This window comes from Yersinia antarctica (genome assembly GCF_056636475.1).
Window position 1 is genome coordinate 2,220,305 of record NZ_JBSJQF010000001.1, and the last position, 20,456, is coordinate 2,240,760.

Below are 20,456 nucleotides of genomic sequence, written 5' to 3' on the forward strand. Positions count from 1 at the left end.
GATACTCATAAGTGCAGCAGATAGTCCGAACTATCACCTTGGCGTATAACAATCTCCCTCGACCCCACCGTATTATGCTGGGGTCGTTGACTGTAATGACACTGGCCGTAGCTGTTTGGCGGCCTTTTGTTTATCACCCCGAGCATGAACCTGTCGCTAAGAGCGTGGTATTAGATACCAGCCAAACCCGCATTTTATTACCTGAAGCCAGCGAACCCATCGATCAGCCCACGCCTGATGATGAAATTCCACAAGATGAGCTAGATGCCAAAGATGTTAGTGAAACCGGTGTTCATGAGTATGTGGTTTCAACTGGGGATACCCTGAGCAGCATTCTTACCCAGTACGGCATTGATATCTCTGATGTGTCGCTGTTGGCGACGCAAAACCGTGATCTGCGTAATCTGAAGATCGGGCAGCAAATCTCTTGGACCGTCAATGATACCGGTGATTTACAGAGCTTGACTTGGGAAGTTTCTCGTCGTGAAACGCGGACTTATGACCGTGTTGGCAATAATTTCAAAGAGACCAAAGAGCTACAAAAAGGTGAGTGGAGCAACAAGGTTCTGACGGGTCGCCTTGATGGCAGCTTTGTCACCAGCGCCAGGAAGGCAGGCTTGACGGCTTCCGAGATTCGCGCGGTCACTAAAGCATTACAGTGGCAGCTTGACTTCGCCAAACTGCGTAAAGGTGATCAATTCTCGGTTTTGATGTCACGTGAAATTCTTGATGGCCGCAGTGAGCAAAGCCAGCTGGTCGGGGTGCGTATGCGTTCCGGTGGTAAGGATTACTACGCTATCCGTGCCGATGACGGTAAATTTTATGACCGGCTTGGTTCTGGCCTGGCCCGTGGTTTCATGCGTTTCCCTACCATGAAGCAATTCCGGGTGTCGTCAAACTTTAACCCACGCCGCCTAAACCCGGTAACCGGGCGTATTGCCCCGCATAAAGGTGTGGATTTCTCTATGCCTGTCGGGACGCCAGTGCTCGCCGTCGGTGATGGTGAAGTCGTGATCGCAAAACGCAGTGGGGCTGCGGGTAACTATGTTGCTATCCGCCATGGTCGCCAATACACCACCCGTTATATGCATCTGAAAAAGTTGTTGGTCAAGCCAGGTCAAAAAGTAAAACGTGGTGATCGTATCGCATTGTCAGGTAATACTGGCCGCTCTACTGGTCCTCATTTGCACTATGAATTCTGGATGAATCAGCAAGCCGTTAATCCATTAACCGCTAAATTACCGCGCTCAGAAGGCTTGAGTGGTAAAGACCGCAGTGAATATCTGGCTATCGCCAAGCAGGTCATTCCGCAGTTACAACTGGATTAACCGCTATCCAGTAACCACTATCTACCGGAGTGTTATACCCAGACAGTGGAGTTGCAGGGGGCAGCAAACCTACGAATCCCAATGAACTTAGGTTAAGTGATTCGGGTGAGTGGGAGTAGCTAGCAACCCTGCGGCTTCAAGGATGAAGGGTATACTATTATTAGCCCACAGAATTCCAAGAGTTCCCCCATGCATAAAGATAAACATGACGCCGCTGGCTTTATTCCGGTATTTAAGAAATCTTTCCTCCACCCACGGTTTTGGGGGGTATGGTTGGGGGCCGGTTCTATGGCCGCGATGGCTTATGTGCCACCGAAATTCCGCGATCCTTTGTTAGCAGGGATTGGCCGTCTGGCGGGCAAGTTTGCCAAGAGCGCCCGTCGTCGCGCGCGGATTAATCTTCTTTATTGTATGCCAGAGCTGCCGGAAGCTGAGCGCGAACATATCATTGACCAGATGTTTGCCACTGCGGCGCAACCGTTGATGATGATGGCAGAACTGTGCTTTCGTGAACCGAAGAAAGTACTCTCTCGGGTTCATTGGCACGGTTTGGAGATTCTTGACGAGTTGCAGCAGCAGCAGCGTAATGTCATTTTGTTGGTGCCACATGCCTGGTCGATCGATATACCGGCAATGCTGCTCGCAGAACAGGGCAAACCAGTTGCCGGTATGTTCCACCATCAGCGCAATCCGCTAGTTGATTATTTATGGAATAGTGCCCGTTTGCGATTTGGTGGGCGAATTCATGCGCGTGAAAGTGGCATCAAGCCATTTATCAGTTCAGTGCGCCAGGGGTTCTGGGGCTACTATTTGCCGGATGAAGATTATGGCCCTGAGCAAAGTGAATTTGTTGATTTCTTTGCCACCTATAAGGCGACCTTGCCAGCAGTGGGGCGTTTGATGAAAGTATGTCGTGCGGCAATCGTACCGATGTTCCCAGTCTATAATTATCGCGAACACCGCCTTGATATCTATATTCGTCCACCGATGGATGATTTGGCTGATGCTGATGACGCCTATATTGCCCGCCGTATGAATGAAGAAGTTGAGTTGTTGGTCAAACCCAACCCGGAGCAATATACCTGGATTCTTAAGTTGTTGAAAACCCGTAAAGAGGGTGAGATAGAGCCTTATGTTCGTAAGGATATTTAACAGTCGCTATCGTGATTAAACATAAAAAAGCCCGCACATTTTAGTCGCGGGCTTTTGCATTTATTGGCTACAGCAAACTACTCAACACGTAGGATGCGGCTGGTATTGGTCGTACCAATAGTCCCCATCACATCGCCCTGCGTTACAATAACCAGATCACCTGAGACCAGGAAACCTTTATCTTTCAGTCGGCTGACAGCTTCACTGGCCGCCAGAACACCATCAGTATGGGTATCACAATAAACTGGCGTGACACCACGGTAGATTGCCGTCAGATTTAAAGTATGGTCATGACGCGACATCGCAAAGATAGGCAAACCGGAGCTGATACGGGACATCATCAGTGCCGTACGGCCAGATTCGGTCATGGCGATAATGGCCGTGATACCTTTCAGGTGGTTTGCTGCATACATGGTCGACATCGCGATAGCTTCTTCGACATTGTCGAATTGCACATCAAGGCGGTGTTTAGACACATTGATACTTGGGATCTTCTCCGCACCCAGACAAACTCGTGCCATAGCAGCAACAGTTTCTGCTGGATACTGACCGGCAGCGGTTTCTGCTGACAACATAACAGCGTCAGTACCATCTAGCACGGCGTTAGCAACGTCCATCACTTCCGCACGGGTTGGCATCGGGTTGGTTATCATTGACTCCATCATTTGAGTCGCGGTGATAACCGCACGGTTAAGCTGACGAGCACGGCGGATCAGTTTCTTCTGAATTCCCACCAGCTCTGGGTCACCAATTTCTACCCCCAAATCACCACGGGCAACCATCACTACATCAGAGGCCAGGATGATATCATCCATAGCTTCATCGGTTGCAACCGCTTCAGCACGCTCAACTTTTGCCACGATTTGTGCATTACAGCCAGCATCACGCGCCAAACGGCGGGCATAATGCAAATCTTCGCCAGTCCGTGGGAACGAAACAGCCAGGAAGTCCACCCCGATTTTAGCGGCGGTAATAATATCGGCTTTGTCTTTTTCTGTCAGCGCTTCTGCCGACAGACCGCCACCGAGCTTATTAATGCCCTTATTATTGGAGAGAGGGCCACCGACAGTAACTTCGGTGAACACTTTCATGCCCTGGACTTCAATGACTTTTAATTGTACCCGGCCATCATCCAGCAGCAAAATATCACCAGGAACCACATCAGCGGGTAGGCCTTTGTAATCGATACCGACTTTGTCTTTATCACCTTCGCCTTTTGCCATATTGGCATCGAGCAAGAATTTATCATGTACGTTAAGGAATACTTTGCCTTCCTTAAAAGTAGATACCCGGATTTTAGGACCTTGCAAATCGCCAAGAATAGCAACATGGCGCCCTAATCTTGCAGCGATCTCACGGACTTTATTGGCCCGCAACTCATGATCTTCGGCGCTACCATGGGAAAAATTCAGGCGGACTACGTTAGCACCAGCAGCAATAATCTTTTCCAGATTATTGTCGCGGTCGGTAGCCGGCCCCAGTGTAGTAACAATCTTGGTCCTTCTGAGCCGTCTGGACATCTCTTACTCCGTTGACTGATGAAGCATGGTGTTGTTAAAACAGCGGATAATGAATCCGATAGTAAAATGTAATTAAGATCAAATTTTACGACGACATGCGATACGATAACCCTGTTTTACCACACAGCGCCATGCATGTTATCCGCTTGCGGATGTAAAACGATTGATGCATAAATGGCCCCATCCGAGCACCACCAATACATCAATGACAACATTACAAAAGCGAGCTATTTACCCCTTATCGGTTTTGGTAACGTTTACCGCCGCCATACAAGGACTATTTTCCAATAATACGTCAAATTATTACTCCAGAAGATGCGCTAACACAAAACAAAGCGACTTCTGCCCTTGACGTTATTCACCGCTGTTGACGCGCGGCGAACCTTTATCAAAGCGCGATTCTTTCAAGGCGTCTTTCACACGTTTCAGGTTATCCCTGAATTTTGCTCCACGCCGTAGGGTAAACCCGGTTGCCAGCACATCAATTAATGTCAATTGAGCAATACGGGAGACCATCGGCATGTACATATCAGTATCTTCCGGCACATCCAGCAGCAGTGATAGTGTTGCTTCATTTGCCAGCGGTGTATCACGCGAGGTGATAGCAATCACTGTGGCATCGTTTTCACGGGCTAAGTGGGCCAACTCGACCAGGTTTTTCGTCCGGCCAGTGTGAGAGATCAATACCACTACATCACCCTCACTGGAATTCATACAACTCATACGTTGCATAACGATGTCATCGAAATAAATTACCGGAATATTGAAACGGAAAAATTTATTCATCGCATCGTGAGCAACCGCGGCAGAGGCGCCAAGGCCAAAGAACGAAATTTTCTTCGCCTGAGTCAGTAAATCTACTGCCCGATTAATGGCCGCAATATCTAAATTGTTTTTCGCCATATCCAAGCTGGCCATGGTCGATTCGAAAATTTTTGTCGTGTAAGCAGCTACACTATCATCTTCTTCGACATTGCGGTTCACATAAGGTGTGCCATTTGCCAGACTTTGCGCCAAATGCAGTTTAAAATCAGGGAAACCTTTGGTGTCCAGTCGGCGGCAAAAACGGTTAACCGTCGGTTCGCTAACGTTCGCCATTTTGGCTAGTGTCGCGATACTTGAATGGATGGCAGTTTGTGGGGAGGCGAGGATCACCTCGGCGACTTTCCTTTCTGATTTGCTCAGGAGGTCCAGACTATTTTGGATATTTTCCAGCGTATTCATATATCGAGAGTCACCCATGGGTTTTACCGATTTCATTTAAAGGAGAAATCTATGCCAGTTTAATGAAAATATACTACGAGCTGGGACCCGTTGGCAGTGGCATAGGGTGGGAAGTAAGGTTTTTTCACCAGAATATGACCTGTGTCTAATTTTCATAATGGTAAATAGTTGTCAAAAACGTCATAAAATTACATTTTAAAGTTGCACGGCCTGATTTGGCGCGGCTTGGCACCCTGATGGATGTTTTTTAACCTTTTTTGCTCTGCTTTTATCTGGGTTTACTGGCTATAGTCAAAGAGAGTACATTAGTAATGTAAGAAAATTACAAATATCCTGCAACGAGGAGAATAACATGGCGGTAACTAATACAGCCCAGGCAGCCCAGGCGTGTGATCTGGTGATTTTCGGCGCTAAGGGAGACTTGGCTCGCCGGAAACTGCTGCCTTCCCTTTACCAATTAGAGAAAGCGGGTCACATCCACCCAGATACTCGCATCATCGGCGTAGGCCGTGCCGAGTGGGACAAAGACGCGTACACAGCCGTGGTAAAGGAAGCCCTCGATACCTTTATGAAAGAGAAGATGGATGATGAATTGTGGCAAAAGCTCAGTTCTCGTCTCGACTTCTGTAATTTGGATGTCAATGACAGCAAACACTTTGCCAAATTGGGCAAGATGCTGGATCAAAAAAGTCGTACCACCATTAACTACTTTGCCATGCCGCCCGATACGTTTGGTGCAATTTGTAAAGGATTGGGCGAAGCAGGGCTGAATAAAGAGCCTGCTCGTGTGGTAATGGAAAAACCGTTAGGGAAGGATTTGGTCTCTTCTCGGGTAATTAACGATCAAGTGGCAGAATATTTCAACGAGTGTCAGGTTTACCGTATCGACCACTATTTAGGTAAAGAGACAGTACTGAACCTGTTGGCTCTGCGTTTTGCTAACTCACTGTTTGCTTCTAACTGGGATAATCGCACTATTGACCATGTGCAGATCACGGTTGCCGAAGAGGTCGGGATTGAAGGGCGCTGGGGCTATTTTGATGAAGCCGGCCAGATGCGTGACATGATCCAGAACCATCTACTGCAAATCCTGACCATGATTGCCATGTCACCGCCAGCAGATCTCAGTACTGACCGAATTCGTGATGAAAAAGTGAAAGTACTGCGATCATTGCGCCGTATCGACCACACCAATGTGCGGGAAACCACAGTACGTGGTCAGTATACCGCCGGTTTTGTCCAGGGTAATAAAGTACCCGGCTATCTGGAAGAGGAAGGGGCGAATAAGAACAGCAACACTGAAACGTTTGTTTCTATCCGTGTCGATATTGATGACTGGCGTTGGGCTGGGGTGCCGTTCTATTTGAGAACCGGCAAACGCCTGCCAACAAAATGTTCTGAAGTGGTGGTTTACTTTAAAAATCCGGCACTGAATCTGTTCCGCGAGTCTTATCAGCAATTGCCTCAAAACAAGCTGACGATCCGCTTGCAACCGGATGAAGGTATCGAGATTGAAGTGCTGAATAAAGTGCCAGGTCTGGAGCATAAACACCGTCTGCAAACCACCAAGCTGGACCTCAGCTTCTCCAAAACCTTTAACGAGCAGCATATTGCTGATGCCTACGAGCGTCTGTTGCTGGAGACCATGCGTGGTATTCAGGCACTGTTTGTGCGCCGTGATGAGGTTGAGGAAGCGTGGAAATGGGTCGATTCCATTATGGATGCATGGGCGGCTGATAATGACGCACCTAAGCCATATCAATCTGGAACCTGGGGGCCGGTGGCATCCGTTGCCATGATTACCCGCGACGGTCGTTCATGGAATGAGTTCGAATAAATATTTAGGTTATGACTATACCCTAAATAATTCGAGTTGCAGGAAGGCGGCAAGCGAGAGACAAATCGGTCGGGAAGCGATTTGAACAGTATTTATGCTAGCCCGTAGGATGAGGCTCATTAACCCCGATGAGCTTACATCAGTAAGTGATTCGGGTTATTGAGCGTAGCCAACGTACATGCAGCTTGAAGTATGACGGGTATATTCCCGATAACAGCGCCTCACCTAGGCGCAATAATAAAGAGTCGTTAGCTGGCTCGCATTGTGATTCTTTATGGCAGACAGAAGCAGGAATACATGTTCTGCCTGCCATATTTCAACTGGCACCCTCGGGTGAGTACATGCCAATCGGCATAAGTGGAGATAACAACTGATGAAAAGCTGGAAAACGAGCGCAGAACAGATCATGACCGCAGGCCCCGTGGTCCCGGTGATTGTGATTAATAAGCTCGAGCAGGCGGTACCGTTGGCAAAAGCCCTGGTGGCTGGCGGTGTTCGGGTGCTGGAAGTGACGTTGCGCACCCCTTGTGCTGTTGAGGCTATCCGTGCTATCGCAAAAGAAGTTCCTGAGGCGATTGTCGGCGCAGGTACTGTGCTCAATCCACAGCAGTTGGCTGATGTGGTTGAGGCTGGCGCGCAATTTGCTATCAGCCCAGGGCTGACTGATGAATTACTTAAGGCAGCCACTGCAGGCTCAATCCCATTAATTCCTGGGATCAGCACCGTTTCAGAACTGATGCTGGGTATGAGTTATGGCCTGCGTGAGTTTAAATTCTTCCCGGCAGAAGCTAACGGTGGTGTTAAAGCATTGCAAGCCATCGGCGGCCCATTCTCGCAAGTGCGTTTCTGCCCAACCGGCGGCATTACCCCGAATAACTACCGTGATTACCTGGCGCTGAAAAGCGTATTGTGTATTGGCGGTTCATGGTTGGTTCCGGCAGATGCGCTGGAAAAAGGGGACTACGCTCGTATTACTGAATTAGCCAAACAAGCCGTGGCGGGTGCAACAGCATAAGCTGTTCTAACCTCCTGAACTGACGAGATAATTCGCATAATCTCGTCAAACTATAAACCTCTGCCATGCAGGGGTTTTGTTTTTTTAGAACCACTAACTTATTATTTTATAATCTATTTTTTTAAACTATTTATAAAATTGATGGTTTGCTTTATAAAATTGGCTGTGGTAAAAATACAGCAGTGAATTATTCCATTTTGATGAGGGTTTTAGGCGTATCACACTAGGTTTGGCAAACAAGTATGTAGCTAAAGCATGTGTGGCTAAAAAAAGAGATATATTATGATTAAAACTAATGGAATTACTTTCAAACCTTCTACCTGTCAACTTTTCCTGTCAGCCATTCTGGCCAGTGAGCATCACTGGTGTAGCGAGCTGTAGCGTCTTTATTCTTCCATCTTAAATACCCGTCATACTTCATGCTGCATGTGCGTTGGCTGCGTTCAATCACCCGAATCACTTACTGATGTAAGCTCATCGGGGGTCTCTTGCTTAGCGCCTTCCGGCAATTCGAATTATTTAGGGTATAAAAAAGTTTATACGCCAAGTGAGTTTCTATTTCTTACGGCCTGCGCATGTCTATTCCTTGTGAATAGGGCATCAAATTAGGATAACCGTAACAAATAGACCTTAGCGTGCGTTTTACCCGTCACTTTTCAAATAGTAGGGATGTTGGCCACTTATTACTCGGCCGTCCATGGGCCTCGCCTCTTTGAGGTCGCTGCTTGCACTTTGAAATCGATAGGGTAGCTGTGTTAGGAGAAGAATGATGATTTATTGGATATTTTTAGGTTTAGCGATTGTCGCAGAAATTATCGGCACGTTATCAATGAAATATGCCAGTGTCAGTGGTGAAATGACCGGGCATATCGTGATGTATTTTATGATAACCGGTTCATACATTTTACTGGCTCTGGCAGTGAAGAAAGTCGCGCTAGGCGTGGCCTATGCCCTGTGGGAAGGGATTGGCATCCTGATTATTACTGTGTTTAGCGTGCTGTGGTTTGATGAAAGCTTATCACCACTGAAAATTGCCGGTTTAGTGACCTTGATCGGCGGCATAATGTTAGTGAAGTCAGGGACGCGTAAGCCGAAGAAACCAAGCAGACCGCACAACAATTCAGGTGAGCAGCATGCAACAGCTTGAGTTTTACCATATTGCGTTTCTGATTTTGGCTGTCATCCTGGAAATCATTGCCAATATCTTGCTGAAAATGTCAGATGGTTTTCGCCGGGTATGGTTAGGCATATTATCACTGCTGTCAGTGTTAGGGGCATTCAGTGCTTTGGCACAAGCAGTGAAAGGCATTGAATTATCAGTGGCTTATGCCTTGTGGGGCGGGTTCGGTATTGCCGCCACCGTGGCCGCAGGTTGGATTTTGTTTAATCAGCGACTGAACTATAAAGGCTGGATCGGCCTGATTTTGCTACTGGCTGGCATGGTGATGATTAAGCTGTCCTGATATCCCCTTTGTACTTGAAGCTGCAGGGGTGTTGGCTGCGCGCGCAAACCCGAATCACTTACCGGTGTAAGCTCATCGGGAATTGTTTGCTGGCAGCCTACCTGCAACTCCAATTACTTTGGGTATATCGAGTGACAGTTTTTAATCGAAGCTGATAAGCGGGGAAATGTACTGAATGGGTCCTTATTTGTTTAAAATACAAGGGGCGCGAGCCGTCAGAGTGCCCATCAGTGCAGTCGCCCCGCAGATCGCAAAATCAAATAGCCGCAATAATTTTGATTTCAACTTTGTACTTCGGATTCATCAATTTGGCTTCGACGGTACAACGCACTGGCGCATTGCCATCAACCACCCAGGCATCCCACGCCGCATTCATCGCCGCGAAGTCCGCACTGTCTGCCAGAAAAATGGTGGCATCCAAAATACGGCTTTTATCTGAACCGAGCTGATTCAACATCATATCTATTGCAGCCAGTGTGTTGGCAGTTTGCGCCGTGGCGTCTGCATCCAGATTTTCCGGTACGCTGGTGTAATAGATAGTGTTGTTAAATACCACAGCATCTGACCAACGTTTTTCTGGATTAATTCGTTCAATACTCATTTTCACTCCCTTGTGTGAATGTCAATGTCAGTTATCAGTAGTAGGGTAGCATAGCTTATGATGAGAATGTGTGGTCGCGGGGCGATAGGCTTGGCATAATCACCGCTGATTTCGCCCGGAAGAGAACGCGTGACAGACGATTTTGCAACAGATGGCGCATTAGCGCAGGCCATTACAGGTTTTAACCCCCGAGAGTCTCAGCGCCGAATGGCGGCGGCCATCAGTGAATCTATTGATGCCAAACAACAATTGGTGGTAGAGGCAGGTACCGGTACCGGTAAAACATTTGCCTATTTGGCGCCCGCACTGCGTGCTGATTGCAAAGTGATTATCTCCACAGGTTCGAAAGCGTTACAAGATCAGCTCTATTCGCGTGACTTACCCACGGTAGCGACTGCTCTCAAATACAAAGGGAAGCTGGCCTTATTAAAGGGGCGCTCAAACTATCTTTGTCTGGAACGACTTGAACAGCAATCATTGGCCGGGGGTGAATTAGCCAGTGAGACATTGGTTGATTTGGTTCGTTTGCGTGGCTGGTCAGCCGAAACCATCGATGGTGATATCAGTACCTGTGGCCAGGTGGCTGAGGATAGCTTTGTCTGGCCGTTGGTCACCAGTACCAATGATAACTGTCTGGGTAGTGATTGCCCGCTGTATAAAGATTGTTTTGTGGTCAAAGCCCGCCGTAAGGCGATGGATGCAGATATAGTGGTGGTGAACCACCATCTGTTCTTGGCGGATATGGTGGTGAAAGAGAGCGGTTTTGCCGAACTGATCCCCACCGCAGATGTGATGATTTTCGATGAAGCCCACCAGATCCCCGATATTGCCAGCCAATACTTTGGTCAGCAACTGACCAGTAGACAACTAATGGATTTGGCAAAAGATATTATTATTGCCTATCGCACCGAAGTGCGTGACTCCGCTCAATTGCAAAAAAGCGCCGACCGTCTGACGCAAAGCACGCAAGATTTCCGTCTGGTGCTCGGCGACCCGGGATATCGCGGCAATTTACGTGATGTACTGGAACAACCGGCGATTCAGCGGGCGTTGCTGTTGCTCGATGATGCGCTGGAGTTGTGTTATGACGTGATGAAGCTTTCCCTTGGCCGTTCAGCCATGCTGGATGCTGCTTTTGAACGTGCAACGGTGTATCGCAACCGCCTTAAGCGTTTAAAAGATGTCACTACACCCGGCTACAGCTATTGGTATGAGTGTAATTCACGCCATTTCGTACTGGCGTTGACACCGTTGTCGGTTTCTGATCGTTTTCGTGAGCTGATAGAAGAAAAACCGGGAAGCTGGATTTTTACCTCTGCCACACTGTCGGTTAATGATCAGTTATCACATTTCACCTCAAGGTTGGGGCTAACGAACGCCAAAACGCTACTCCTGCCCAGTCCGTTTGATTACGCCAATCAGGCATTACTCTGTGTGCCACGCAATTTGCCTTCGGCAAATGAACCTGGGGCTGCCCGTAAACTGGCGGTGATGCTAAAGCCACTGATTGATGCCAATAAAGGGCGTTGCTTCTTTTTGTGTACCTCACACCAGATGATGCGTGGTTTAGCCAAAGAGTTCCGCGCTAGCATGACGCTACCTGTTTTGGTGCAAGGCGAAACCAGCAAGGGGCAGTTGCTGGCACAGTTTGTAGCAGCAGGCAATGCACTGCTGGTGGCGACCAGCAGTTTCTGGGAAGGGGTGGATGTGCGGGGCGACGCGTTATCTTGTGTCATCATCGACAAATTGCCGTTTACCTCACCGGATGACCCTTTGTTGAAAGCCCGCATCGAAGATTGCCGTCTACGTGGTGGTGACCCGTTCAATGATGTGCAATTGCCTGATGCCGTTATTACCTTGAAACAAGGTGTGGGGCGTTTGATTCGTGACATCGACGATCGCGGCGTGCTGGTTATCTGTGATAATCGCCTGGTGATGCGCCCTTATGGCGCGATGTTCCTTAATAGTCTCCCGCCAGCACCCCGCACCCGTGATTTGGCGAAAGCCATCGCTTTTCTCAAGCAACGCGATTAAGGGAAAAGCGAGGAGGGGTGTGCTATCATGCGCGCCCTGTATTGAATTCATACTCTTTTCCTGCCGAGGTTGGCATGTCCACGCGAATTTTAGCGATCGATACCGCAACAGAAGCATGTTCTGTTGCATTGTGGAATAACGGCCAAGTTCAGGCGTTGTTTGAGCTTTGTCCACGGGAACACACCCAACGAATCTTACCGATGGTGCAGCAAGTACTGGCTGAATCAGGTTTATCACTGACGCAACTCGATGCATTGGCCTTTGGCCGTGGCCCTGGTAGCTTTACCGGTGTCCGTATTGGTATCGGTATTGGTCAGGGATTGGCTCTGGGCGCAGACTTACCAATGATAGGTATTTCCACCTTACAGACCATGGCTCAGGGGGCATTCCGTCTGACAGGCGCGTCTCGCGTATTGGCTGCGATTGATGCCCGCATGGGGGAAGTCTATTGGGGTGAGTTTGAGCGTGACGCACAAGGCGATTGGCTTGGTGAACAGACTGAGGCAGTAATGACGCCGGCACAAGTCTTGGCACACGCGCCATCACTGAGCGGCCATTGGGCCACAGTAGGCACTGGCTGGCAGACGTATCCTGATCTGGTTAGCAGCGATAACGTGGTGCTGGCTGACGGGCAGATGCTACTGCCGCAGGCAGAGGATATGTTGCCACTGGCATTATCATCATGGGCGAACGGGCGGATAGTGAGTGTGGAAAATGCCGAGCCAGTGTATCTGAGAAATGAAGTGACCTGGAAAAAACTGCCAGGCCGTTAGAACTGCACTGCGCCACGGAAATGTGAAAAATTAACGATATAGCAACTTGTCATCCTGTTTAGAGTCTAAAATATTCAGATAGCTATAGATATGATAAGGAGCAGCACACTATGGCGATAAATACGTCAACAACTCAATCTATAAAGAATAGAAGCCGTAAATGGACGTGTGGCTGGCTAGGATTGGGCGTTTTGCTTCTGTCCGGCTGTGTTACTGTCCCGCCTGCTATTCAGGGTACCACTGCGACGCCGCAGCAAAATCTTAATTTGGTTCGAACCGATCCGAAGGTCTTTATAGGCCAGGAGGCGCGTTTTGGTGGGACCGTCATCAATGTGGCCAACGAAGCGCATCGCACCCGGCTTGAAATTGCCAGCGTACCCTTAGACTCGGGTGCCAGACCTATTTTGGGGGAGCCGTCACAAGGGCGAGTGATAGCCTATGTTAATGGTTTCCTTGAGCCAGTTGATTTTCGTGGTCACCTGGTGACCGTGGTTGGGCCGATTACCGGTGTTGAAGCCGGTAAAATTGGGATGACGCCGTATGACTTTGTGGTGATAAATGCCACAGGTTACAAACGTTGGAATCTTGCACAACAAGTGATGATGCCACCGGCAATGGGCCCGTGGGGTTACCACAACCCTGGGATGTGGGGGCCGGGATGGGGTGGTTGGTACAACCCGGGACCAGCACAGATTCAAACTATTGTTACGGAGTAGGTAGTCTGACCGGTTTCAATTGCTGCCAGATGTTAGGGTGTAATGGCATGAAGGGCGCTGAATTCAGCGCCTTTTTTACGTCGATAAAACATAAAAGATTATATAATCAAAGGGTTATGGCTTTAAATGCTAAAAATCGCCTGTAATATTTTGATTTTATTGAATTTTAATGGGCGGCATTGGCTGCCTTAGTTATTTTTGAGATCTCGGCGCCAGAAAATAGTGACGTATATCCCAACCTCAAAATTGTTTGAAAGCAAACTGGTAAGCTGAGTTAAAATATTGTTAAAGTTCTGGTGTGAATTTGCGTCTTACTCTGGCGATCAATAATAATTTCAGGAGTGCTACCTTGGAAAAAGTATGGCTAAAGCGTTATCCGGCAGATGTCCCCGCAGAGATTGACCCGGATCGCTATTCTTCTTTGGTGGAAATGTTTGAGAACGCCGCACTGCGTTATGCGGACCAACCTGCGTTCATCAATATGGGGGAGGTGATGACCTTCCGTAAGTTGGAAGAGCGTAGCCGTGCTTTCGCCGCCTATCTACAGCAAGGTTTAGGGTTACAAAAAGGTGACCGTGTCGCCTTGATGATGCCCAACTTGCTGCAATATCCCATAGCTTTGTTTGGTATTTTGCGTGCGGGTATGGTGGTGGTGAATGTTAACCCGCTGTATACCCCGCGCGAGTTAGAGCATCAACTGAATGACAGCGGAGCTGTGGCAATCGTTATTGTCTCCAACTTCGCTCACACGCTGGAAAAGATCGTTTTTAAAACCCAAGTCAAACATGTCATCTTAACTCGCATGGGTGATCAGTTGTCGACGGCCAAAGGGACGCTGGTTAATTTCGTGGTGAAATACATCAAGCGACTGGTACCGAAATATTATCTACCCGATGCTATTTCGTTTCGCACTGCGCTGCAAAAAGGTCGCCGTCTGCAATATGTTAAACCGGATATTATCAATACTGACCTGGCATTTTTGCAATATACCGGAGGTACGACGGGGGTGGCGAAAGGCGCAATGCTGACACACCGCAATATGCAGTCGAACCTGGAGCAGGCGAAAGCGGCTTATGCACCTTTGCTGCAACCCGGCCACGAGCTGGTGGTCACGGCACTCCCCCTCTATCACATATTTGCTTTAACCATGAACTGCCTGCTGTTTATTGAGTTAGGTGGTCGCAGTTTATTGATAACCAATCCGCGTGATATTTCGGGAATGGTAAAAGAGCTAAGTCGCTATCCATTCACCGCCATGACGGGTGTAAATACGTTATTTAATGCTTTGTTGAATAATGAAGAGTTCACCAAGTTAGATTTCTCCACACTGCGCCTTTCTGTGGGTGGCGGCATGCCAGTGCAGAAAGCGGTTGCTGAACGATGGGAAAAACTGACTGGGAAACATCTGCTGGAAGGTTATGGTTTGACCGAGTGCTCGCCGTTAGTGACGGGTAATCCTTATGATTTGAAACACTACAGTGGCAGTATTGGTCTGCCTGTCCCTTCTACCGATGTTCGGCTGGTGGATGATGAGGGTAACGAAGTTGGATTGGGCGAACCGGGTGAACTATGGGTGCGTGGTCCGCAAGTTATGTTAGGCTATTGGCAGCGGCCAGAAGCGACGGATGAAGTGCTGAAAGACGGTTGGCTGGCAACTGGCGATATCGCAACCCTTGATGAACAAGGTTTTTTACGTATCGTTGATCGTAAAAAAGATATGATTCTGGTCTCTGGTTTCAACGTCTACCCCAATGAGATTGAAGATGTGGTAGCGTTACATCCGAAAGTGCTGGAATCTGCTGCGGTTGGCGTGCCTAATGAGGTCTCTGGCGAGACGGTAAAACTGTTTGTCGTGAAAAAAGATGCCTCACTGACACCTGAAGAGCTGCTAACCCATTGCCGCCGCTACCTTACAGGGTATAAAGTACCGAAAATAGTAGAGTTCCGCGACGAGTTGCCGAAATCGAATGTCGGCAAAATTTTACGTAGGGAACTGCGTGACGAACAAGTTAAGGCTAAAGGTAGCAACCAAGACGCAGCCTAACTTAACAGCGTCACTCAATCATCATCAACAACGCCGGTCATCGCCGGCGTTGTTGTGTTTGTCATAGACTAACGACCAAGAGAATCACGTTTTGAATTATCAGTTGATCACGACCAATAGTGCGTTGCAGCAGGTCTGCGAACAAGCCCGGACACATGCTCATGTCGCGCTGGATACGGAATTTGTCAGAACGCGCACCTACTATCCTCAGTTGGGCCTGATTCAACTGTATGACGGTGAACAACTTTCACTCATAGACCCCTTGCCCATCACTGAATGGCAACCTTTCAGTGAGCTACTGCAAGATTTGAATGTGGTGAAATATCTGCATGCTGGTAGCGAAGATCTCGAGGTGTTCTTAAATGCCTTTAGCCGGATGCCAACGCCGATGATTGATACTCAGGTATTGGCGGCATTTTCTGGCCGAACCCTGTCTTGCGGTTTTGCCATGCTGGTAAATGAGTTTGAAGGTGTTGAGCTAGATAAAAGTGAATCACGTACCGACTGGATTGCCCGTCCACTCAGTGAAAAACAGTGTGATTATGCCGCCGCTGATGTTTTCTATCTGTTACCTTTGGCAGCTAAATTAGTGGAAGCCACCGAAGCTGCTGGGCGAATGGATGCAGCGATAGATGAATGCCAACTACTGTGTCGCCGTCGCAGTGAAACACTTGACCCTGAGCTGGCCTACCGTGAGATAACCAATGCCTGGCAGTTACGTGGCCATCAGTTGGCATGTTTGCAGAAGCTGGCGGCATGGCGCTTGCGTCAGGCGCGTGAGCGTGATCTGGCGGTTAACTTTGTCGTGCGTGAAGAGAATCTGTGGCAAGTCGCCCGTTATCAGCCAACCTCGCTGGGTGAGTTAGATTCCCTTGGCCTGAGTGGGCAGGAGATTCGCTATCATGGGCGTACCTTGTTGGCGCTGGTGGCTGAGGGGAATGCTGTAACGGAAGAGCAGCTGCCGCAACCGGTAGCTAACCTGATCGACCAACCCGGCTACAAGAAAGTCTTTAAAGATATTAAAGCGTTGATCCAGTCAGTCAGTGAACGTAGTGGACTGAGTAGTGAGTTACTGGCGTCACGTCGTCAAATAAACCAATTACTCAGTTGGCATTGGAAACTAAAATCAACTGACACTCAGCCTGAATTATTAAGTGGCTGGCGGGGCGATTTGTTGTCTACGGAATTGGCTGAGATTTTGAAACAGTATTAATCGATATTCAGAGTGGGGTGGGCTTCACTCTGGGTGTTTCAATTTTAATTCATAAGTACTTTATGACTAATTGAAATAGAGATTAAGATTTTTCTTGTTTCAGTGACAGATATATTGAATAGCACAATGGGCTGGATATATATACAGTTAACTAAATGAAAGTACCCCCTGTAAATAAATACAGGGGGTAGTTATTGCGAAGAAATCATTTAGGCGTTTCTTCCGTTTCCGGTAATGTCACGTTAAGTTCAAGTACCGAAATATCATCCCCTTTCTGCTCGAATTGCACATGCAGCATCTCAGGATCGATCTGTATATATTTACAAATAACCGCCAAAATATCGCGTTTCAAGTCAGGCAAATAATGGGGCTCACTGTCCCCACGACGACGCTCAGCGACGATAATTTGCAGCCGTTCCTTGGCTATATTGGCTGTCGGTTTTTTGCGGGACAGAAAAAAGTCTAACAAAGCCATGGTTTATCCCCCAAAAAGGCGTTTCAGGAAGCCCTTCTTCTCTTCTTCGATGAAGCGGAAGGGGCGTTCTTCTCCTAGCAAACGGTCAACGGTATCGTCATAAGCTTTACCGGCATCTGACTCTTTGTCCAGAATCACTGGCTCGCCTTGGTTCGAGGCGCGCAATACAGATTGATCTTCTGGAATAACGCCAACCAGTGGGATCCTCAGAATATCGAGGACATCTTCCATGCTAAGCATATCGCCGCGATTAACACGCCCAGGATTGTAGCGGGTCAACAGCAGATGTTCTTTAATTGGATCCTGGCCATTCTCTGCGCGGCGCGACTTGGAGGACAGTATCCCGAGGATGCGGTCAGAGTCACGAACCGAGGAGACTTCAGGGTTAGTGGTAATAACGGCTTCGTCAGCAAAATAGAGCGCCATCAAAGCGCCGCTTTCGATACCCGCAGGGGAGTCGCATACCACAAACTCGAAATTCATATCGCCAAGATCGTTTAAAATCTTTTCAACACCCTCTTTGGTCAGGGCGTCTTTATCGCGCGTCTGAGAAGCCGGTAAAATGTACAGATTATCTGTACGCTTATCTTTTATTAATGCTTGGTTCAAAGTGGCATCACCTTGAATCACATTAACAAAATCATAAACTACCCGGCGTTCACATCCCATGATCAAGTCTAGATTCCGTAGGCCGATATCGAAATCGATAACGACGGTTTTTTTACCTTTTTGGGCCAAGCCGGTTGCGATAGCCGCGCTTGATGTGGTCTTGCCAACGCCCCCTTTACCCGATGTAACAACAATAATGCGTGCCATGAAATGGATTCCTTGTCAAAAGGGCTTAATTTAAAGGTTGTATAGTTAATGCGTTATCCAGCAGATGCAGACGTGCGGCCTGACCAAAATACTCACGCGGGATCTGGTCACTTAACCAGTACTGCCCCGCGATAGAGACGAGCTCAGCGCCTAAATGTGTGCAAAAAATCTGGCATTGGGCATCCCCGGATGCACCTGCTAGCGCACGGCCTCGCATCATTCCATAGATATGAATATTGCCGTCGGCAATTAATTCAGCACCGGCACTGACACTGCTGATAACAATCAAATCGCAATTACGGGCATAAATCTGTTGGCCGGAACGGACAGGTGTGTTGATGATACGTGTCTTGGTCGGCGCGTTTTCCGGCGGGCTGATAACGGGCTCGGGTGCCATTTTCTGGCCTTTACCCTCACTCAATAACGGCAAACCTGCACGTGCTATCGCCCGTTTTTGACGCTCATCCTGACAACCACTGATGCCAACAATACGCAGACCTGCTGAAGTGACAGCCTGTTGGAGATCTTTCCAGTTAGCACCGTTTGGTAACGTTGCAACGTTAATCACAACAGGGGCGTTTTTCAGGAAAGCGGGGGCTTGATCCACCTTTTCCTGCAATGCCTGACGGATTACCTCCGGTCGTGAATCGTGTAAATGAACGACCGATAGGGTAAAACTACTGCCTTTTAACTCAATTGGCGATTGTGACATCTATCCTGACTCAGTTTCAGCTACGTTTAATCCCCAAAATACCACTCGGGGTACAATATTCTGATGTTCCCAAGCATGTTATAGGTAATATAAAGATAAATCTATCCGTATCAATATATTGAAATCTTAAGGTCATAATGACTTCAATCTGACAAGAAATTACAGCATAACTTCCGCTTATTCGCTAGCCCTGACCTGCCTATATTTGGCGGTTATCACTCCCACCGTTAAATTGTGTATTTTTTCAACAAGCAAACATGCTGATGGCGGGTTTGACGTCGCCCATAAAAGTGACCATTTTTAATCAGAGATGAGTCATTTTTTTATCAGATGAAGTTGTTTTTTATAAAATAGAGTAATGACTCACCATTATTATCACTTTCAAGATGATGAAATAGAGATATTGAGTGTGGTTATTATCGACTTAGTGAAATACCTCACACTATTATTTCAGAGAAATCTCACCCAGTAATCTGTGTATCACCACATTGCCGCTGGCATGGGTAATTAAAGCTGAGTGATAAATGGCACTAATCAGTGCTATTTTTAATGATTCTATATTGAGAATGATAATCATTTTGTGATATTTTGCGGTTTCTGCATCAATCTATCTGAGGAACATCAACGATGAAAAGGAATTTCATCCCACTATCATTTATCTGTGTTATGGCTTTACCTGTTGCATTTACTGCATGGGCTGACTTTGGCTATCACGCCGAAATCCCAAAAGACAGTAAGGTTCCCACCGATTATCTTGAAAAACGTAAGGCGCTTGGATCGGTGGCGACAAGTGCTGAGTCATGGCAAAAGCAATTGGATGAGGAGAAAGCGCGGATAGATGCCGAAGCGGCAAAACGGGAAAACGAAAAGCAGGCTAAATGCCAACAGCAAGAACATTACCCAGCTCGGCGCGCCGAAAATGATAAACGTCAATATGCTGTATCTGATCCCTGTGCTAGCAGTATAGGCATCAATATCTATTGATATCCCAAGCATCTGAGCCAGGCTAGCGTGTTATAATACTATGCTAACTATACCCGTAATACTTCAAGCTGCATGTGCGTTGGCCGCCTTCTTGTAACTCGAATGATTTAGGGTATATACAGTCTCATTATTGAATTTATCAAATAGAGTCCAAACATGCTGTGTGCTATCTATAGAAGCCCGAAACGGGATCAAACCTACCTATATATTGAAAAGAAAGATGATTTTTCCAGAGTGCCGGCTGAATTACTTACCAGTTTTGGCAAGCCGCAATTTGCGATGCTGCTTTCATTAAATGAACGCAAAACGTTGGCGACAGCGGATGTCGAGAAGGTAAAAAGTGCACTCATTGAGCAGGGTTTTTATCTGCAAGTCCCACCGCCACTCGAAAGTTTGTTGAAAATGCACTTGGGCGATACTACCGTATAACGTTGATTTTCATCAAAACTGCCTACCGTGATGGCATCCATCACAACCCTAAGGTGGATGTCCATGTATCAGCCCCGGTTGATTTTATATTTCCAGCTTCCTCTCTGGTTGTTGTTTTAC

The 20,456-nt window shown here is 47.7% G+C and carries 19 protein-coding genes; 13 read left to right on the top strand and 6 right to left on the bottom strand.

Annotated elements, in window-relative coordinates:
* Positions 1 to 11: 11 nt before the first annotated feature.
* Both mepM and lpxM read left to right on the top strand, forming a co-directional pair.
* Positions 12 to 1,328, top strand: coding sequence for a murein DD-endopeptidase MepM (mepM, locus tag ACWJJO_RS10235; RefSeq protein WP_102970417.1), 1,317 nt, complete (start codon positions 12 to 14; stop codon positions 1,326 to 1,328).
* A 189-nt stretch (positions 1,329 to 1,517) separates the two neighbouring features.
* Entirely contained in the window at positions 1,518 to 2,480 is a 963-nt protein-coding gene (gene lpxM / locus ACWJJO_RS10240; protein ID WP_083158996.1) for a lauroyl-Kdo(2)-lipid IV(A) myristoyltransferase, read from the top strand.
* A 77-nt stretch (positions 2,481 to 2,557) separates the two neighbouring features.
* Here lpxM and pyk read toward each other — a convergent pair whose 3' ends face one another.
* Together pyk and ACWJJO_RS10250 are read right to left on the bottom strand one after the other, a co-directional pair.
* Positions 2,558 to 4,000 (bottom strand): pyruvate kinase, encoded by a 1,443-nt coding sequence (pyk, locus tag ACWJJO_RS10245; RefSeq protein ID WP_083158995.1) that lies wholly within the window; start codon positions 3,998 to 4,000, stop codon positions 2,558 to 2,560.
* 354 nt (positions 4,001 to 4,354) lie between these two features.
* Positions 4,355 to 5,224, bottom strand: coding sequence for a MurR/RpiR family transcriptional regulator (locus ACWJJO_RS10250; RefSeq protein WP_083158994.1), 870 nt, complete (start codon positions 5,222 to 5,224; stop codon positions 4,355 to 4,357).
* A 352-nt stretch (positions 5,225 to 5,576) separates the two neighbouring features.
* Between ACWJJO_RS10250 and zwf the strand changes: the two genes are divergently transcribed.
* The 4 genes from zwf (at position 5,577) to mdtI (ending at position 9,539) form a co-directional block, all read left to right on the top strand.
* A complete protein-coding gene (zwf, locus tag ACWJJO_RS10255; protein ID WP_372569131.1) occupies positions 5,577 to 7,061 on the top strand; it encodes a glucose-6-phosphate dehydrogenase in 1,485 nt (494 codons plus the stop codon).
* 373 nt (positions 7,062 to 7,434) lie between these two features.
* Positions 7,435 to 8,076, top strand: coding sequence for a bifunctional 4-hydroxy-2-oxoglutarate aldolase/2-dehydro-3-deoxy-phosphogluconate aldolase (locus tag ACWJJO_RS10260; RefSeq protein WP_083158992.1), 642 nt, complete (start codon positions 7,435 to 7,437; stop codon positions 8,074 to 8,076).
* A 769-nt stretch (positions 8,077 to 8,845) separates the two neighbouring features.
* A complete protein-coding gene (gene mdtJ, locus ACWJJO_RS10265; RefSeq protein ID WP_372569879.1) occupies positions 8,846 to 9,223 on the top strand; it encodes a multidrug/spermidine efflux SMR transporter subunit MdtJ in 378 nt (125 codons plus the stop codon).
* Entirely contained in the window at positions 9,210 to 9,539 is a 330-nt protein-coding gene (mdtI, locus tag ACWJJO_RS10270) for a multidrug/spermidine efflux SMR transporter subunit MdtI (protein ID WP_005163022.1), read from the top strand. The genes mdtJ and mdtI overlap by 14 nt, the downstream gene beginning before the upstream one ends.
* A 256-nt stretch (positions 9,540 to 9,795) precedes the next feature.
* Here the strand turns inward: mdtI and ACWJJO_RS10275 are convergent, their stop codons facing one another.
* Positions 9,796 to 10,140 carry a RidA family protein gene (locus tag ACWJJO_RS10275; RefSeq protein WP_083158990.1) on the bottom strand — a complete coding sequence of 115 codons (345 nt, stop codon included), beginning with the start codon at positions 10,138 to 10,140 and terminating at the stop codon, positions 9,796 to 9,798.
* Between the two features lie 129 nt (positions 10,141 to 10,269).
* Here ACWJJO_RS10275 and yoaA point away from each other — a divergent pair, with 129 nt between their 5' ends.
* From yoaA to rnd, 5 genes are all read left to right on the top strand, one after another.
* A complete protein-coding gene (gene yoaA / locus ACWJJO_RS10280) occupies positions 10,270 to 12,174 on the top strand; it encodes a DNA repair helicase YoaA (RefSeq protein WP_481090995.1) in 1,905 nt (634 codons plus the stop codon).
* 74 nt (positions 12,175 to 12,248) lie between these two features.
* Complete coding sequence (tsaB, locus tag ACWJJO_RS10285; RefSeq protein ID WP_481090996.1) at positions 12,249 to 12,947, top strand: tRNA (adenosine(37)-N6)-threonylcarbamoyltransferase complex dimerization subunit type 1 TsaB; 699 nt, start codon at positions 12,249 to 12,251, stop codon at positions 12,945 to 12,947.
* A 110-nt stretch (positions 12,948 to 13,057) separates the two neighbouring features.
* Complete coding sequence (locus ACWJJO_RS10290; RefSeq protein WP_372569132.1) at positions 13,058 to 13,663, top strand: Slp family lipoprotein; 606 nt, start codon at positions 13,058 to 13,060, stop codon at positions 13,661 to 13,663.
* A 349-nt stretch (positions 13,664 to 14,012) separates the two neighbouring features.
* Entirely contained in the window at positions 14,013 to 15,707 is a 1,695-nt protein-coding gene (gene fadD, locus ACWJJO_RS10295) for a long-chain-fatty-acid--CoA ligase FadD (protein WP_083158988.1), read from the top strand.
* 91 nt (positions 15,708 to 15,798) lie between these two features.
* Positions 15,799 to 16,920: a ribonuclease D gene (gene rnd, locus ACWJJO_RS10300; RefSeq protein WP_083158987.1), complete on the top strand. Its 1,122-nt coding sequence runs from the start codon at positions 15,799 to 15,801 to the stop codon at positions 16,918 to 16,920.
* A 205-nt stretch (positions 16,921 to 17,125) separates the two neighbouring features.
* Here the strand turns inward: rnd and minE are convergent, their stop codons facing one another.
* The 3 genes from minE to minC are packed head-to-tail and all read right to left on the bottom strand — an operon-like array spanning position 17,126 to position 18,923.
* On the bottom strand, positions 17,126 to 17,395 hold the full coding sequence (gene minE, locus ACWJJO_RS10305) for a cell division topological specificity factor MinE (RefSeq protein WP_002211180.1): 270 nt from the start codon (positions 17,393 to 17,395) through the stop codon (positions 17,126 to 17,128).
* 3 nt (positions 17,396 to 17,398) lie between these two features.
* On the bottom strand, positions 17,399 to 18,211 hold the full coding sequence (gene minD / locus ACWJJO_RS10310) for a septum site-determining protein MinD (protein ID WP_005190923.1): 813 nt from the start codon (positions 18,209 to 18,211) through the stop codon (positions 17,399 to 17,401).
* Positions 18,212 to 18,236: 25 nt separating this feature from the next.
* The gene (gene minC, locus ACWJJO_RS10315; protein WP_083158986.1) at positions 18,237 to 18,923 is read right to left on the bottom strand and encodes a septum site-determining protein MinC; all 687 of its coding nucleotides are present in this window, start codon (positions 18,921 to 18,923) and stop codon (positions 18,237 to 18,239) included.
* Positions 18,924 to 19,550: 627 nt separating this feature from the next.
* Here minC and ACWJJO_RS10320 point away from each other — a divergent pair.
* Entirely contained in the window at positions 19,551 to 19,907 is a 357-nt protein-coding gene (locus ACWJJO_RS10320) for a hypothetical protein (protein ID WP_193784668.1), read from the top strand.
* Between the two features lie 156 nt (positions 19,908 to 20,063).
* On the top strand, positions 20,064 to 20,336 hold the full coding sequence (locus tag ACWJJO_RS10325; RefSeq protein WP_083158984.1) for a YcgL domain-containing protein: 273 nt from the start codon (positions 20,064 to 20,066) through the stop codon (positions 20,334 to 20,336).
* The last annotated feature ends 120 nt before the right edge of the window (positions 20,337 to 20,456 follow it).

Bases quoted from the DNA above. Each gene is read 5' to 3' on its own strand.
- ACWJJO_RS10325 (WP_083158984.1), top strand. From the start codon at position 20,064: ATGCTGTGTGCTATCTATAGAAGCCCGAAACGGGATCAAACCTACCTA.
- zwf (WP_372569131.1), top strand. From the start codon at position 5,577: ATGGCGGTAACTAATACAGCCCAGGCAGCCCAGGCGTGTGATCTGGTG.
- minE (WP_002211180.1), bottom strand. From the start codon at position 17,395: ATGGCTTTGTTAGACTTTTTTCTGTCCCGCAAAAAACCGACAGCCAAT.
- minC (WP_083158986.1), bottom strand. From the start codon at position 18,923: ATGTCACAATCGCCAATTGAGTTAAAAGGCAGTAGTTTTACCCTATCG.
- ACWJJO_RS10250 (WP_083158994.1), bottom strand. From the start codon at position 5,224: ATGAATACGCTGGAAAATATCCAAAATAGTCTGGACCTCCTGAGCAAA.
- minD (WP_005190923.1), bottom strand. From the start codon at position 18,211: ATGGCACGCATTATTGTTGTTACATCGGGTAAAGGGGGCGTTGGCAAG.
- mdtJ (WP_372569879.1), top strand. From the start codon at position 8,846: ATGATTTATTGGATATTTTTAGGTTTAGCGATTGTCGCAGAAATTATC.
- ACWJJO_RS10320 (WP_193784668.1), top strand. From the start codon at position 19,551: ATGAAAAGGAATTTCATCCCACTATCATTTATCTGTGTTATGGCTTTA.
- ACWJJO_RS10260 (WP_083158992.1), top strand. From the start codon at position 7,435: ATGAAAAGCTGGAAAACGAGCGCAGAACAGATCATGACCGCAGGCCCC.
- mdtI (WP_005163022.1), top strand. From the start codon at position 9,210: ATGCAACAGCTTGAGTTTTACCATATTGCGTTTCTGATTTTGGCTGTC.
- lpxM (WP_083158996.1), top strand. From the start codon at position 1,518: ATGCATAAAGATAAACATGACGCCGCTGGCTTTATTCCGGTATTTAAG.
- ACWJJO_RS10290 (WP_372569132.1), top strand. From the start codon at position 13,058: ATGGCGATAAATACGTCAACAACTCAATCTATAAAGAATAGAAGCCGT.
- ACWJJO_RS10275 (WP_083158990.1), bottom strand. From the start codon at position 10,140: ATGAGTATTGAACGAATTAATCCAGAAAAACGTTGGTCAGATGCTGTG.
- pyk (WP_083158995.1), bottom strand. From the start codon at position 4,000: ATGTCCAGACGGCTCAGAAGGACCAAGATTGTTACTACACTGGGGCCG.
- tsaB (WP_481090996.1), top strand. From the start codon at position 12,249: ATGTCCACGCGAATTTTAGCGATCGATACCGCAACAGAAGCATGTTCT.